At 47.4% G+C, this 15305-nt stretch carries 13 protein-coding genes; 4 read left to right on the top strand and 9 right to left on the bottom strand.

Features of this window, described 5'->3' with window-relative positions; genetic code table 11:
* Positions 1–34: 34 nt before the first annotated feature.
* Both AC58VC_RS32195 and AC58VC_RS32190 read right to left on the bottom strand, forming a co-directional pair.
* The gene (locus AC58VC_RS32195; protein WP_497375039.1) at positions 35–1654 is read right to left on the bottom strand and encodes an ABC transporter substrate-binding protein; all 1620 of its coding nucleotides are present in this window, start codon (positions 1652–1654) and stop codon (positions 35–37) included.
* A 131-nt stretch (positions 1655–1785) separates the two neighbouring features.
* On the bottom strand, positions 1786–2937 hold the full coding sequence (locus AC58VC_RS32190) for a serine hydrolase domain-containing protein (RefSeq protein WP_497375037.1): 1152 nt from the start codon (positions 2935–2937) through the stop codon (positions 1786–1788).
* 199 nt (positions 2938–3136) lie between these two features.
* Here AC58VC_RS32190 and AC58VC_RS32185 point away from each other — a divergent pair, with 199 nt between their 5' ends.
* The 4 genes from AC58VC_RS32185 to AC58VC_RS32170 all read left to right on the top strand — a co-directional run bounded on the left by AC58VC_RS32185 (position 3137) and on the right by AC58VC_RS32170 (position 8121).
* Positions 3137–3727, top strand: a complete 591-nt coding sequence (locus AC58VC_RS32185; RefSeq protein WP_497375035.1) for a P-loop nucleotide/nucleoside kinase family protein — start codon at positions 3137–3139, stop codon at positions 3725–3727.
* Between the two features lie 123 nt (positions 3728–3850).
* Complete coding sequence (locus AC58VC_RS32180) at positions 3851–4861, top strand: LacI family DNA-binding transcriptional regulator (RefSeq protein WP_497375033.1); 1011 nt, start codon at positions 3851–3853, stop codon at positions 4859–4861.
* Positions 4862–5376: 515 nt separating this feature from the next.
* Positions 5377–6042: a putative endonuclease domain-containing protein gene (locus AC58VC_RS32175; RefSeq protein WP_497375287.1), complete on the top strand. Its 666-nt coding sequence runs from the start codon at positions 5377–5379 to the stop codon at positions 6040–6042.
* A 1170-nt stretch (positions 6043–7212) separates the two neighbouring features.
* Positions 7213–8121: an ArsR/SmtB family transcription factor gene (locus AC58VC_RS32170; RefSeq protein WP_497375031.1), complete on the top strand. Its 909-nt coding sequence runs from the start codon at positions 7213–7215 to the stop codon at positions 8119–8121.
* Between the two features lie 192 nt (positions 8122–8313).
* Here AC58VC_RS32170 and AC58VC_RS32165 read toward each other — a convergent pair whose 3' ends face one another.
* From AC58VC_RS32165 to AC58VC_RS32135, 7 genes are all read right to left on the bottom strand, one after another.
* The gene (locus tag AC58VC_RS32165; RefSeq protein WP_497375029.1) at positions 8314–9495 is read right to left on the bottom strand and encodes an MGDG synthase family glycosyltransferase; all 1182 of its coding nucleotides are present in this window, start codon (positions 9493–9495) and stop codon (positions 8314–8316) included.
* Positions 9492–10169 carry a phosphatase PAP2 family protein gene (locus AC58VC_RS32160; protein WP_497375027.1) on the bottom strand — a complete coding sequence of 226 codons (678 nt, stop codon included), beginning with the start codon at positions 10167–10169 and terminating at the stop codon, positions 9492–9494. The genes AC58VC_RS32165 and AC58VC_RS32160 overlap by 4 nt, the downstream gene beginning before the upstream one ends.
* Positions 10170–10377: 208 nt before the next feature.
* Positions 10378–10908 carry a hypothetical protein gene (locus tag AC58VC_RS32155; protein WP_497375025.1) on the bottom strand — a complete coding sequence of 177 codons (531 nt, stop codon included), beginning with the start codon at positions 10906–10908 and terminating at the stop codon, positions 10378–10380.
* A 71-nt stretch (positions 10909–10979) separates the two neighbouring features.
* Positions 10980–13655, bottom strand: coding sequence for a YhgE/Pip family protein (locus AC58VC_RS32150; protein WP_497375023.1), 2676 nt, complete (start codon positions 13653–13655; stop codon positions 10980–10982).
* A 476-nt stretch (positions 13656–14131) separates the two neighbouring features.
* Entirely contained in the window at positions 14132–14584 is a 453-nt protein-coding gene (locus AC58VC_RS32145) for an SRPBCC family protein (protein WP_497375021.1), read from the bottom strand.
* Positions 14565–14891: an ArsR/SmtB family transcription factor gene (locus tag AC58VC_RS32140; RefSeq protein ID WP_497375019.1), complete on the bottom strand. Its 327-nt coding sequence runs from the start codon at positions 14889–14891 to the stop codon at positions 14565–14567. Before AC58VC_RS32140 ends, AC58VC_RS32145 begins: the two co-directional genes overlap by 20 nt.
* A 187-nt stretch (positions 14892–15078) precedes the next feature.
* On the bottom strand, positions 15079–15216 hold the full coding sequence (locus tag AC58VC_RS32135; RefSeq protein WP_497375017.1) for a hypothetical protein: 138 nt from the start codon (positions 15214–15216) through the stop codon (positions 15079–15081).
* Between the last annotated feature and the right edge of the window lie 89 nt (positions 15217–15305).

The raw sequence follows: 15305 nt of genomic DNA, 5'->3' as shown, positions 1-15305 counted from the left end.
CTCCGCTTGGAACATGGACAATAGTCAGAAGTTATCATGCACGATTTCCACATAAACGCTCCTGAATATCGAGCAGCATGCGTTCATTGGCATAAGCAGAGTACTCCCTCCATGGATCGGAAGAAATATGATGGACACGGTTCTTACGCACAGCTTTCCAATCCTGCCATAACGGAGAGTGCTTCAGTCGATCCCAGTGATGCAGGGTTTCCGTTTCCTGCTGAACATTCAGCAGCAGATGATCTACGTCAATAGCCGTGAGCTCCTCTAAGGTTAGACCGCCGCGGTCACCAAAATACTTCTCACTGCAAGGTGGCGCAGCCAACTTCAAATCCCTGAATATATCCCGCATCCCCTGAGTCGGTAGAATATGAAAGCTGTTCTTAAACAAACTGACGAACAGCACAGTCTGATTACCTAGCTCTTCATGCAACCGATCGCGCACCAGGCTGACTTTGCGATCATAGCTGTTCAGCCAAACGTCAGCCTCTTCAGCAGCACCTACAATTCGTGCTGTTGCCTGCAGCTGTTCCCGCCAGCTACCTTGGTGCAGCGAAATGATATGTACCGGTGCGATCTGCTCCAGACGTTCTTTCTCTAGGGGGGTCAGCTGGTCTGTAGCGATAATACAATCTGCTTGGCTGGCGGCAAGTGCCTTCACATTCGTCTCCCAATCTTCGTTAAAGCGGTAACCGCTCAAATGCAGCGGAATATCGGTGCGATAAGTCTGGTAGTAGAAGGAGGTCCACTTAGGATGGAGAGGCGCAGCAAAGGGCATGATTTTTAACGCGAGCAGTTGTCCTAGAATCGTCGCCGAGTAAGCTACGACCTTCTGGCGGCGGTTCTTCAGGTACACGGTCGGCGATACACCTACTTCTTTTTTAAACATGCGGCTAAAATAAAACTCATCCTTATATCCAACCTGATAAGCAATATCCTTCAAGCGCACATCAGACTGGAGCATGAACTGCTTCGCCATATTCACCCTGACTTCGGTTAAGTAGTCGATCGCTGTTTTACCATATGTTTTTTTAAATAAGCTCACATAATATTTAGGGCTAATTTCTGCCATCCGCGCCAGTTGTTCAATCGTCAGGCTTTCTTGGAAATGACTTTCCATATAAGTTTTGGTGCGGTCCATCGCCGAACGGGAGTCCACTTTGGACTGATGACGAAGATGATTCAGAATCCAGTAAAACAGCTCTTGGAAAATGGACTGCCCCCGGAATCGCTCTATAGACATTGAACTTCGATGGCAAACGCACAACTGCTCACAAAGAACGCCAAGCATATTCTCTATATGTACAGGGATTTCACCTTGTAAGGGGAACCGGGTAGGCTCCTTCGTATCCCAATGGATATCGAATTCAATCACGTACATCTCCAGCTTCTCTTCTGTGGCATGGTCATACCCCAAGGTTTGGCCAGGAACCACCACATACACAGCATCAGGCACTACATGGTAGCTCTGAAGATCAATCGTCAGCGTACCTTCACCCTGCTTAAAAAAGAGTAAACAGTGCGAGGAGGTAAGCTGCTGCTCCAATCCCTCCCCTTGTATGCCTTGCGCAGAACGGAATTTAAGCCAAAGTTGATCAAGAGAACGGAGGGCATTCTCTTCTATGCACTGCTCAGCATACGACTCGATGGGCAAGGTTCCCCCTCCCTTCACTATGAAAATGATAATCATTATCAATTATGAACTTAGCATACCCCGAGAGGGCCTGTCAACAAGGTGCAAAAGAAAAAGAAGCCGCCGCGGCAGCTTCTTCCTTGTTCAAAGCTCTATTCAGTTACCTCTTTAAAGTCTCGCACGGCTTGCTCCAGCTTTGCATAATTCTCCTGATTCTCCGGGAGAGGTTTGTCTGAACGAATCGCTTGCAGCACATGAAGCAGCAGATATTCGGGCATATTCGCATCAGGGGAGTTAGCGGTTAATGCCACGATCAGCTGCAGTTCAGGAACAACAAAAATTCGTCTTCCGCTAGAACCTGAAGCATAAAACATGTCGTATTGCTTTTTACTTCCTTTTACGATTCCTTTGGGTAGCGTCTTGGACCACCATAACAGGCCGTAGCCCCCTTGCGTCCCATTGCTGTAATTCAGCGTTACTCGCTTTTGCAGGGAGTCACGAACCCAGGCTTGCGGAATGATCGTTTGATCTTCCCATTGTCCTTGTTTCAAATACAGATAGCCAAACTTAGCCATATCCCTAAGCGTCAAAGCCATCGCCCAAGCGCCAATGGAACGATCTTTTCCATCAGAGTTCCAGCTCACATCTGTCATGCCAAGTGGTTCGAACAAGCGGGACTTGGCGTAATCAAACAGCGATTGACCCGTCACTTTGTGCATTATAGCCGACAACAGGTGCGCATCACCATTACTGTAATTAAACAAGGCACCTGGCTCTGCGTATCCTGGGCGATCCAGTATGTACTGCACCCAATCAGACGAATACATCATCTCTGTTGAGGAGATCTCATTCGTATTATCCCAGTCCAGGCCTGATGTCATGCTCAGCAAATGTCTAATTGTCATTTTGGACTTCAAGGGATCATTTGCAAGCTCAGGGAAAAAATCACGAACCTTTTGATCCAAACTGATCAGCTTCCGTTCAGCCAAAGCAATACCGACCAGTGCAGATGTTACACTTTTGGTGACGGACTTCACATCTTGCGGAATATCTGCTTGCGTACAACTATTATAAGCTTCTGCAACGAAATGGCCGTTTCGAACGACTGCGATGCTGCATACCTGTTGACTGCCGAACATTTCTATCGTCTTAGCTAACGTGCCTGAGAACATCCCTTGCGCCTCTGGCGTGCTCGTTCTCCAACCCGCTGTTGGCCAATACTCGGTTGATGCTTTGGCATGCAATTGGAATGGCGATATGGTATTGTTACCCGATTGTAACGTGTTTTGTTGGGTTCCGGACATCTCTATCTATCCTTCCAGTATGGTTTTAACCCTCTCTCTTCCTATTAGCTTACTATGCAATTATGAAGCAAATATGACGTGAACCTTAATAAAAGATTAATAAAACCTGAACTTTGGATGAAAAAGTAAAGGAATATGCCCCTTATGTTACAATATTCGTAACTATTTCCCTGTCATGGGTTTCTTAATGGAGGTTAACATGCGCAAACTTATCTTTTTCATAGGTCCTGCCGGGGCAGGCAAAACAACGCTAGCCAAAGCCTATGCCAGTAAGCACGGCGGCGCCTTTCTCGATATGGATACTTTGCTGCGTCCCGCAGCCATAGCGATGATGACGCTAGCTGGGAAAGACCCCGAGGATCGGGATTCCCCTTTTTACAAAAAGCACTGTCGTGATCTGGGATACCGCATCACCATGGACGCCGCGCTCGAGAATCTGACATTGGACCTTGACGCCATCGTTATCGGGCCTTTTACCCGAGAAATCAGCGATCCGTTGTGGCTGGACCAAGAACTAGCTGCTATCAACGCGAGTACGGAGAATGTAGCGGTTAAGGCTGTTTACGTCTACCTTCCATCTGAGGAAGCCTACCACTCGCGCATTAGCACTAGAGGCTCCGCACTAGACGTATGGAAATTGGACAACTGGGAACAATTCAGTCCTTCCCTGCGTCGTGGTGAAATTCGATGGGATGTTAAGCCATCCTCCATTCTCTATCTCGACAATTCTGGGCCACTTACTTCTGAGAAGCTGGAAACACTTGAAAAGTTCATTGACAAGGCGACTTGACATATTGAATTTACTATTTATTTTGTAAAGTAATAAATTGTATATTGCGACTTTACATTTATACCAATAAAGCTTTACAATTTATAAATAATTCACTTTCCGCTTAAAGGAGTGTTTAGCTATATGAGCTCCAAAACCTCCATGCAAGACATTGCCAATCTGCTGGGTATTTCCAAGAACGCTGTCTCTTTGGCCCTTAATCACAAAGCCGGCGTCAGCGAAGAGCTGCGTTCTCGTGTGTTTGAAGCCGCGCAACAGCTAAAGTACCGGACGGAATCCAAGACAAGAAAGAAGCAGCACCACCTCCTTGTTTTATTTCCTGAATACATCCAGAATGATAAAAATTTCTACTACGAAGTTTTTTGGTCCATTGAAAAAAGAGCCAAAGAGAACGGCTATACCGCTATCATTAGCGGGGTAACGAAAGATATGGAACGGCTGTTGATCCTACCCGATCTCTATCATGAGATCGCGTTTAGCGGCATCCTTATCATCGGCCTCTTCAACCTTGCTTACGTTCGTAAGCTGAGGGATCTGGAGACACCGCTTGTCACCGTGGATCATTGCTATGATGGCCTGCAGCTGGATTCCGTTGTGACAGCGAATGCAGAAGGTGCCTGCAACATCGTCAGTTATCTAATCCGTAATGGTCATCGGCAAATTGGTTTCATAGGGGCAGGCAGTATGTCAAAAAGCTTCCGAGAACGCTGGTTCGGATTCACAAGTGCCATGTCCGATGCGGGATTAGCGATTGATAAAACCTTCTGCCTCATTGGTTCCAATAAGGCCGAAGCACCAGAAGATGAGTTAACTTCCTTCTTGGACACATTGAGCGGTCTCCCCGTTAGGCCAACCGCTTGGTTTTGTGCCAACGACCGGATTGCCATTTCGCTTATCCAGCATTTGACTGCCAAAGGCTATCATGTGCCGGACGCTATGTCCGTGGTCGGCTTTGACGATATCGAAGCCGCGCAGATGGTCCGGCCACGTCTAACCACCATGCATGTGCAGCGGGAACAACTAGCCATTGAAGCCGTTGATTTGCTGCTTCGCAGGATCCAAAAAGGCGGCGTCCCGTCCAAAATTTCGATTTACGGCGAGTTGATTGAGCGGGATTCATGTGTCAAAGTATGAATATGAACATGAGAATATGAGGACTTACATTGGTATAGAGCCTTCCTAGCATCTGTATCCCACCCACCTACATTGCACTTTGTACAACCATTTCGGCCTATTTCCACTGTTACGGCCTGCTATATTGTACTTTGTGCAACCATTTGCCCTCAAAAGCTAGTTCTCAGTGCAAATCTAGCAAAATCATTGTATTTTCTACAATGTGAGGGGACTTACGCAGCAAGATGCCACATCTATGTTGCATAAAGTACAACATAGTGCGAATGTTGGAGTTTCTAACTCACTCTGCAACCGCACACTCGCTTCATGCCAAAAAGGCGGCATCCCGTCCAAAATTTCCATTTACGGCGAGTTGATTGAGCGGGACTCTTGTGTCAAAGTATGAATAAGAACATGAGAATATGAGTACCTCATTTTAGCTGAAAATGGTATATTATGATTTGACGAAGAACGTCCTTGAGCCACTTGGCTTTGGGGCGTTTTTTTTATTAAGGATGTAGGAGGCTGCTACTTTGTTGGAATTTAAACAAGCGCATAAGAAGTTCTTGGACGACCATCTCACGCTTCGGCTCGGTGAGCGAAAGGGGCGTTTACTTAGAGGACATAATTACGCAGAGAAGCTAATGCTTCAAAACGTCTGGTGGACTTTATTCGGAAATTTTGACGACCTTCATCCGGAATACGAAATTTACGATTGGAATCGCAAGTCACAGTTCCTCGACTTTGCTTTTCTCCCTCCGTATGGGCGGTTTGGGATTGAGTGCGACGGTTTTCAGAGTCACGTTAAGGACATGGACCGCGAGAGATTCAGCTACGCGCTTAATCGGGATACTTTTCTGACTGGGATGGGGTGGAAAATGATCCATTTTTCCTTCGATGATATCGAGCAACGCCCAGAAGTTTGCCGAATGCTGCTCCAGTTGGTGGTTGGCCCCCATCTCATCCGCAAGCCCTCTGGCTCTTCACTTTCTCCAGATGAGAAAGAGGTGCTTCAGCTAGCTATCCAGCTAAGCAAACCAATTCGCCCTATGGATCTCATCTCGCAGTGCGGACTCAATTTCCGCACTGCGCGTAAACGGCTCCGCAGCCTCACCGACAAAGGCATTCTCCGTCCAGTCGGACATGGGAATGTCATTCGGTACTACGAGCTGAAGGAGGATGCATGGCATCTCTTGCTCTAGACGCTGCGCGGAGCGAAGGCGCTAGCTCTACTCCCAAGTTCTGTCTGAGACTGCACACACCCGAGCCTAATTAGTACTTACATTGGTATAGAGCCTTCCTAGCATCTGTATCCGCAACACCTACATTGCACTTTGTGCAACCATTTCGGCCTAATTCACTGTCGCCGCCTGCTATGTTGTACTTTGTGCAACCATTTGCCCTATAAAGCTAGCAATCAGCGAAAATCTAGCGAAATCATTGTATTTTGTACAATGTAAGGGAGTTGATGAAGCAAGATGACACATCTATATTGCACAAAGTACAACATAGAGCACATGGTGAAACGTTGGAGTTTCTATCACACTCCGCATCCACACATTCACACACTAAATTACTTGGTTCTACACTTCCTAATTACCTGCCACACTTGCTACACTTGCTATACCTGCCACATTTCCACTAACATATCTATATTACACTTTGCGCAACCATTTCGGCCTATTTTCACTGTTACGGCCTACTACATTGCACTTTGTGCAACCATTTCCATCTATTTTCACTATCGCAACCCGCTATATTGTACTTTGTGCAACCAATTGCCCTCAAAAGCTAGCAATCAGCGAAAATCTAGCGAAATCATTGTATTTTGTACAATGTAAGGGAGCTGATGAAGCAAAATGCCCCATCTATGTTGCACAAAGTACAACATAGAACACATGGTGAAACGTTGGAGTTACTATCACACCCCGCATCCACACATTCACACGCCAAATTACTTGGTTCTACACTTCCTAATCACCTGCCACATTTCCACTAACATATCTATATTACACTTTGCGCAACCATTTCGGCCTATTTTCACTGTTACGGCCTACTACATTGCACTTTGTGGCAACCATTTCCATCTATTTTCACTATCGCGACCCGCTATATTGTACTTTGTGCAACCAATTGCCCTCAAAAGCTAGCAATCAGCGAAAATCTAGCGAAATCATTGTATTTTGTACAATGTAAGGGAGCTGATACAGCAAAATGCCTCATCTATATTGCACAAAGTACAACATAGTGCGCATGTTGGAACGCTAGCGAAGTTCCAAGCTGCCCTCCTCTGCTTTTGTCCGATCCCAACTTGTTAAATTAACCTACAAGTTATATAATAAACATAAAAATTAAAGATTGAGGTTCCTTTTATGCAAATTGAAGTATCCACTAAAAATATGGCCTTTCTCGAATGCTTTTCCTCCGAAACGCGTGTAAAAATGATCGAGCTGCTTGGACAAGAGCCTCTCAACATCAAACAACTCTCTCAGAAGCTTGATATTTCATCAGCGATTGTAACCAAACACATCCAGAAGCTTGAGCAAGCCGGCATCGTCTCATCCGAGAATACAACCGGTATTCGCGGCACCCAGAAAATATGCCACTTGAAGATAGATCAAGCCGTCCTGCAGTTCAAACCAAAGAAGCAGGTCGACCTTCCAACAAACACGGTTGCCATCCCGATCGGCCAATACACCTCCTTCGAGGTTAAACCAACCTGCGGACTTGCCTCTCCGACGCAGCTGATCGGCGTGCTGGATGATCCGCGTTATTTCGCCGATCCAGGACATGTCCAAGCGGGAATACTGTGGTTTGCCAGCGGTTATGTGGAGTACCGGATACCCAATTTCCTTCACAGCAATCAAAAGCTGCGCACACTCGAAATCTCCTTTGAAATTTGCTCCGAAGCACCTGGATTCAACGAGAACTGGCCTTCGGATATCTCGTTCTACATCAACGACATCCCCCTCGGCAACTGGACGAGCCCGGGTGATTTCGGCTCCCAACGAGGCGTCTTATCGCCCGATTGGTGGAGCAGCAGCAATACGCAGCACGGTCTGCTTAAGGTCATTACGGTCAGCCCCACTGGTTCCTATCTGGATGGCACCAAAATATCCGATACCGCGATTCAAGATCTATCCGTCTCCTTCGGCAAGGATATTCAATTCCGCATCGCATCTTTGGAGAGCTCTCCCAACTGCGGTGGCATCACCTTATTCGGCAAAAGCTTCGGCAACTACGCACAGGATATCATCGTCACTATGCACGAGGACAAATAGCTGCGCTAAAGCCAAAAACTCACCTTTACAATTAAACATATTGTCAAGTTGCTCGCCTAAATTAATCACCTTACCTTAGATTTTCAAGTCCAACCATGCTTATTGACATCAAACTTGACAAGATTAAAAACTGCGCATTTTTTAGCGAAAAATAGGTATTTTTGAAGAGTAAAAAGAGGGAGACCCCCCGTTTTAGACGTTGGCATAGGCAAAACGCATGCCGTCAGCCATCGGGATGAAATGATGGTGGGTTTCAAAAATCGTACGAAGCATATGCTGGGCATCTTGGTGCTGTTGACTCTGCTTCACATTCTCTTTCAGCTTCGATAAGAGCGATTGATTTGCGATCACTTCTAGCAGCTGGCTTTTCAGCTCAAGCGCATTTTTCACTTCGATCGCAGCCCCTAGGCTGACCAGGTACGCAGCGTTTTCCTGCTCCTGGCCAGGAATCGGCTTATACAACATCATGGGAAGTTCAAGCGCCATCGCTTCCGAGATGGTGAGACCTCCCGGCTTCGTGATGATCAAGTCCGACAAAGCCATCAGCTCATGGACATGATCCACGAATCCTGTCACCTTCACGCGATGCCGCGTTTTCTCGCCGCCCAGCTCCTCTTCGAGGAGCTGTTTGAGCTTCTCATTTCGTCCGCAAACAAAAACGAACTGCACCGGCTCCGCCAGCTCATCCGACTGAAGCACGGACTTGAACTGCTTGCCGATCAAGCCATGCCCGCCACCCATCACCAGCACAGTCGGCATCTCACGGTCCAAACCATGCTGATCTCGCAGCTCCGCCCGATCATACACCTGTGTAAATGGCTTGCGAATCGGAATCCCCGTAACCACGACATGCTGCTCAGGAACACCGTATCGAAGCAGCGCTTGCTTCACATGCTCAGCACCGACCAAGTAACGATCCGTTCCCGGATGAATCCAATAGCTATGATCCGTATAATCTGTCATTACCGTAACGGTTGGCACCGTTGTGAATCCATTGCATTTTAAATACGACATCGCCGCGGCAGCCCCAGGGAACGTGCACACGACCTCTGTCGGCTCCTCTTCATACAGCAGCGCTAGCATCCGATCCGTGTTGAATGACTTCATCTTTTTAAACATATGGGAAAAAGTATTGTCATCACGCGTCTTGCGGTACAAATAGCCATATACGGAAGGCAAGCTTTTCACCCACTGCATATAGCAGTATTTACCCACACCATGCAAGTAAGGATGCGTCCACTCCAGAAAATCAACAACCTTCACATCCACGTTAGGTTTATGCATTCTCGTAGCCTCAAGGATCGCCTGAGCCGCTTTATTATGTCCATCCCCTAAACTGCCTGTCAAAATCAATAACTTATCTCTGCGTTTCATTGTCTTAATCCCCCTTCGAGCTTGCTTTGCTGTGTCCGTACTTTGATACGTGACTCCGTCAACCAGCCTCTTCGCAAACGATCCAAGGCATAAACAACACCTTCCGCCACAAGAACAGCTCCTACGATATCGAGCAGGACATGCTGTTTCACGAACTGTGTGGATACAATGATGAGCAACGACATTACGGTTACGATGATTTTATAGCGTGTCGCGACTTGACTCGTACGCAGATAAGCTCTCATCATGAGATACGAGGTCAGTACATGCGTGCTTGGAAAGCAGTTAAACGGTTGATCTGATCGGTACACCCACTCCACCATCCGCAGCAGCCAATCGCTACCGGTTAGCTCCGGCCGAGGTACAGTAGTTTGATAAATGGCATACACACCATAACAGATCAACAAGCCTATCACGAACTCCACAAGCGTTATATAGTAATTTCGACGATCTTTGTACGCCAAGTACAGGAACCCGAGAAGCAGAAATACATACCACGATAAGTAAGGTACAACAAAGGCTTTCACAAAGGGAATTTGTCGATCTAAATCGGTCACCAAGTTGTAAGCCATTTCTCCAGCTTGATTCAGATGAACATAGATAAGACCCACTAACGGGATCAGCAGCAATGCGCTGCAAGCCAAGCAATAGGACCACCATGATGATAATCTCACTCAAATTCCTCGCTCTCCTTAACGTTATCTTCATAATAAAGGAGAACCTATTTCTTCTAAACGCTCTAAGGTACTGTCTTTGGTTAGCCAAAGGTCTTGATAAAACCTAGACTAAAGGCTAAGTTCTACGTAACTGCACCCCACCATACTCGATCTATTTTGGCATAGCAAAAACCCAAGGCACCGCCCCAGGTCATCGCGTCTCTTACTATCCATTCTTTCCTTTTCTCCACTTCGTAAACCGTATTCCCCCATATATCACTGCACTCAGCACGCACATCAAAATAACAGGGAGCACCCAATACGTTGGTGCAGCCTCATTTGCCGCAGACGATTCAGCAGCTTTAAGGGGAATTTCTTTCTCTTTGAGGAAGCTAAGCTCCCCAGACGCATTCCCTGCCAGTTTCGTTGGCGAGCATAGTGGATTCTCCCAGCCGCCCTCTGTCTTTTTTAAAAAGAACAGATATGGCTTGCCCCGCTCACTTGTCCCCCAGGTGAAATCCTCCGCCACCACAAGGTTCCGATCCTCCATCCCCTTGAAGCTCGAGATTACAGTTAACTTCAGTTCTTTCCTGTTCCTTTTCGTAACAACCTCATCCACATTCGCCACAATGACCGCGTCGTAAAGCTCATAGCTCTTATCAATGGAAGGCGGCATCGCGCAAGACAGCGCAAAAGCATGAGCGGGCACGAAAGCGGTCCAAACAATCCAGCACATAATCAACATTCTTATTTTCATATCAGGCACCGTCCTCTACCCTCTATGACGAATTACAACGTTCATTGTTTCAAGGAGCGAGCATTTTATTTTCAAGAAATCAGCTTCGTCATCTTCGCCTTTTCAGCTACGCGCTTCGTATAGCCGCTGAGCGGCTTTTTCAGAGCTAACGCCACCAAATAACACGCCACGATGAACATGCACAGAAAGATAACATCCTCAAGCACTACCCAAAACAGCATCCCGCCAACAGCCTCGCGCAGCACCCCAACGGCATAAGTAAACGGCACGAACGGATTCAGCTTTTGAAAAAAAGAGGAAGCTGTGCTCACCGGGAACGTCCCCCCCGAGCTCGAGAACTGCAGCACAAGAAAAATAATCGCGATCCCTTTGCCGATGTTGCCAAATACCGAGACTAGTGTATACGTGATTGTAATGAACACAATGCTGATTAACAGCGCAAAAATAACAAACCAAATCTTATCCACAACATACGTTCCCAAAATAAAAATATCCCCAAGGGTGACAATTAGCGCTTGAAACAATCCAACGGTCAAGAAGATCATCATCCGTCCAAAATAAATATGATGCGTCTTGTATACACCATCCAAGTTATCCACATCTACTCTCATCAGAGAGACAAGCAGCATAGCACCTACCCACAACGAAAGTGTTGTGTAAAAAGGCGACATCGCCGATCCGTAGTTCGGAATGGGAAATCTTTTGTCCTCTTTGATCAGCACCGGACTGGAGAGGAAATCACTTTGCTTCTGAATGTCATTCTGGAGCAGACGAAGAATCTCCTCGACGCTGCCGCTTCCTTGGACTTTGCGGATCTGGTCAGCTGCCTTGTGGACAGCCTCTTCAAATGCCGGCAGATCGCTACGCACAAGATTAGCCGCTAGATGAACGGCGCTCTCCACTTCGGGCAGCTTCGTCTGGTAGAGATCCGCCACTTTGCGGATTTCTTCCTCCGCCGCAGGCAAGTCGTTGCGGATAAAATCCGCCGCCGTATGCAGCTTCTGCTCTACTCGCGGCAAGTCATTGCGGATGAATGGAGCCGCCTCATTGATGCCGCTGGTGAACGCATCCAGCTTGCTTTGAAGCGTCGATGACGCTTCGTGTACCTTCGCCCGAATGTCCGGAAGCTCCTTCTGCAGGGTATCTAGCTGCGTTTGGGCCAAATGAATGCCATTTTGCGCATCCGTCAAAATCGCTTTGATATTAGGCAGCTGCGCCTTCAATGTTTGAAGCGCGCCTCCTGCATTCTGGGCGATGGACAGGATTTGCGCCAAGGCCTTGGTCATATTCGGCACTATCTCCGAATCGTATCTTGCGAGAATGCTGCCTAGAGCAGCGCTTGCCTCTTTGGACAACGTGTTCAAGTTATTCACAATGTCTTTTGCCGGCTTCTCGCCGCGCCCGATGGCGCTTTGCAGCTTATTCAGGGCTTGAATTTGATTAGACAAATTCGATCGAAGACCCGTCAACTTAGAGATGGTATCCGTGAATGGGCTATTAGGCACATTCGTATTCAAACGAGTGAACACATCAATCGTGTTATCCAGCACAGCCGCGCCGGACGTGAGGCGTTCAGACAATAGGGCTATAGCCGCCAATGCTTTCTGCGGGTCGAGATTTACATCCTGCAGCATCCCAGTAAGCTGTGTCACAGCGTCCGCCGTTTGTTGCAGCAGGGTCAGATTTTGCTTCACTACGGGGATTAAAGTCTGGAAAGCTGACTCATTTTTTTGTAAAAAGCTCGTGAGTGCATCAGCGAAAGCAGCTCCCTGCGTCGCAATCGCGTCGATTTGGGGCAGCGTATTCAGAGCGGTGCTTACAATTTCATCGGCATTGTGGGATTTATCAATGGCGGTATTCAGCACCTCCTCCACTTTGCCGAAATTCTGATCCAGCTCCGCCACCCGGCTGGCAGCTTTCTGAATCTCAGGCAGCTTCTGCTGAATAAGCAGCACTTCCTGAGCAACCGCCTGAATCTTCGGCCAGCGCTCTTCAATTTTCAAAACAGTATCCGCAGCTTGGTTAATATCCGGGATTTTCTCTTCGAGCTGGACGATCTTTTGCCCTTTTTCTTTGAGTTCGGGCAGCTTCTGCTCTAGCTCAATCGCCTTTTCGCCCATCGTCGCAATTTCAGGAAGTCGATTCTCCAGCTCCAAAATTTTCGACTCCATATTGCGAATCGTGGGCAGCTCCTTCTCAAAATCAACTCCGATTTCCTTCATTCGTGTCAGAATCGAGCTGCTTACCGTCTTGATAAAATTCTCACTAATCTGCTGAGTGACGCTGGACGCGCCTTTGCTTGTAATTTTCGGCGCGACAGCATTGATTTTCTCATTCACGGTATAAATGATTTCGGGCTTCTCCATCGTGCCGTCCACAATACTCGTAATTTTTCGCGAGAAGTCCTCGGGAATAATTAGGCTCGCATAATAATCCCCGCGTTCTACGCCGTTCAGTGCCGTTTCTTCATCCACAAAAGTCCAGCCCAGCGTATGATTATCTTTTAAATTATCCACAACCTCGTTTCCGATGTTAATGGCTTTATCCTCAATCATCGCCCCCTGGTCGTTGCTTGTCACCGCAATTTTGATCCCCGAAGTATTGGCATACGGGTCCCACATCGCTTCTAGGTTAATCCATGCATACACAGACGGCAAAATGGCAAGCGCGACCATGAGGAGCAGACCTGTAGGTACCCTCCATAAGTTGATTAGATCCGTCCGATAGATGCTGAAAATCTTCTTCATCGACGCCCCACCTATCCCTTCGCATTTGGTTATTAATGTAACCTGACAGTCTCCTGCGCATTCAAAATAGTACCAAATACATTGAATTCCAGCAACTACTCCCATGTGGATAACTCAACCTGTGGATATGTGCACAGAAAGCACCGAGCCTTATGCACAGTACGATTTGTGGACATGTTGATACTGTGGGTAATTTTGTGGATAAGTGGGTGGAAGGTGTGAATAGAGCATGAAAAAGAGGGAGGGGAGGGATTCAGTGGTTGGGATGAGCTTGGAGGGAGTGAGGTGCGGGACGAGTGCGGGACGAGCGCAGAGCTGGTGCGGGATGAAATGAGGGACGTGTTGCTTCACTGAATGCGGAACAGCGGAACAGCAAAGTTAAGGAGATTGAAAAGAAGGAGGAACGCCTCATAAAGAAAAGATGAAAAGCGCGCATAATACCTGCGCGCTGCCAAAGGATTTATGTACCTACAATACTAAGCTTTTTCAGAGGACGGAGCGCTCCCCGGCTCAATGCCCTCGGCCGCCATTTGAATGCGTGGCAGAAAATGCGTCCAACCTTTTACGTGATCAGCAATTTCTGCTGCAGGCAGGTCATAGTGCGTGAACTCTAATAGAGTGCCATTATCTTTAGGTGTCAGCTTAAATTCGACTGTACTGGAACCAGGAGGGACAGCCTTGGAGCGCTCCCACCCCCACGTCATAACTACTTTCTCGTTGGGAGTAATCTCTTTGTACTCACCCATAGCAACGTCGCTGCCGTTCAAATCGATACGAAATTTGCCCCTAATGCTCGGATTAAGCAGAACGTTTTGTCCCATCCAACGAACTAATTTATCCGGGTCCGTAAAGAATGAGAACAATGTCTCCGGGCGGCATGCGATATAAATTTCCTTCTTAATTGTCTCATTACTGCTCGTTGTTTCCATGTTTTCTTCTCTCCTCTTCTTCCGCCGCTTCTTTCAGGCGCATTAAGCTATCATCCCAGAAGCTCTCAATGTATTGCATCAACTCTGCGAAACCTTCCCTCCTAATCCCGTAAAATCGTTTGGTGCCTGCCCGACGAACAACGACGAGCCCAGCCTCTTCAAGAACCTTGAGATGCTGTGAAATTGCCGGTGCTGAAATTTCAAAATGCGAAGCAATGGCGCTTGAGGTCAGCTCCTCATCACGGACGAGATGCAAAATATCTCGGCGCCTTGGTTCCGTTATCGCTTGAATGGCTTTATCTATCATGTTAATAATTTAGCACACACTTAATTAAGTGTCAACTTAATTAAGTGATTAAGAAAAAGACTCCCTAGAATCAAAAAAAGTATTCACGGTTAAGATAGGCAAGCCCATCCGCTACGACAAAAAGCCCCATCGCATGGAGGGGCTGCTTACGTCGAGTTCGGTTATCAATACAACCAGTGAGGGTTTGCTACGCGCTTAAGAAACGATCAACTTGGAGACGATTCCGGAAATCCTCCGCACGCGCCGGTCCCGCCGCTGTAACGATTTTTTTCATCGCTAACGCATGCTGAATACGCCTAAAGCCTGCTGTAACGTTGTAAAACACGCTTATCTAGCGCGGAATTCACCCGCACGCGCCGGTCCCGCCGCTGTAACGATGTTTTTCATCGCTAACGTATGCTGAATGAGCCTAAA

Source organism: Paenibacillus sp. J22R67 (genome assembly GCF_059692175.1).
This window is presented reverse-complemented; position numbering and strand designations above follow the sequence as displayed.

Bases quoted from the DNA above. Each gene is read 5' to 3' on its own strand.
- AC58VC_RS32185 (WP_497375035.1), top strand. From the start codon at position 3,137: ATGCGCAAACTTATCTTTTTCATAGGTCCTGCCGGGGCAGGCAAAACA.
- AC58VC_RS32165 (WP_497375029.1), bottom strand. From the start codon at position 9,495: ATGAAACGCAGAGATAAGTTATTGATTTTGACAGGCAGTTTAGGGGAT.
- AC58VC_RS32150 (WP_497375023.1), bottom strand. From the start codon at position 13,655: ATGAAGAAGATTTTCAGCATCTATCGGACGGATCTAATCAACTTATGG.
- AC58VC_RS32180 (WP_497375033.1), top strand. From the start codon at position 3,851: ATGAGCTCCAAAACCTCCATGCAAGACATTGCCAATCTGCTGGGTATT.
- AC58VC_RS32190 (WP_497375037.1), bottom strand. From the start codon at position 2,937: ATGTCCGGAACCCAACAAAACACGTTACAATCGGGTAACAATACCATA.
- AC58VC_RS32170 (WP_497375031.1), top strand. From the start codon at position 7,213: ATGCAAATTGAAGTATCCACTAAAAATATGGCCTTTCTCGAATGCTTT.
- AC58VC_RS32155 (WP_497375025.1), bottom strand. From the start codon at position 10,908: ATGAAAATAAGAATGTTGATTATGTGCTGGATTGTTTGGACCGCTTTC.
- AC58VC_RS32145 (WP_497375021.1), bottom strand. From the start codon at position 14,584: ATGGAAACAACGAGCAGTAATGAGACAATTAAGAAGGAAATTTATATC.
- AC58VC_RS32140 (WP_497375019.1), bottom strand. From the start codon at position 14,891: ATGATAGATAAAGCCATTCAAGCGATAACGGAACCAAGGCGCCGAGAT.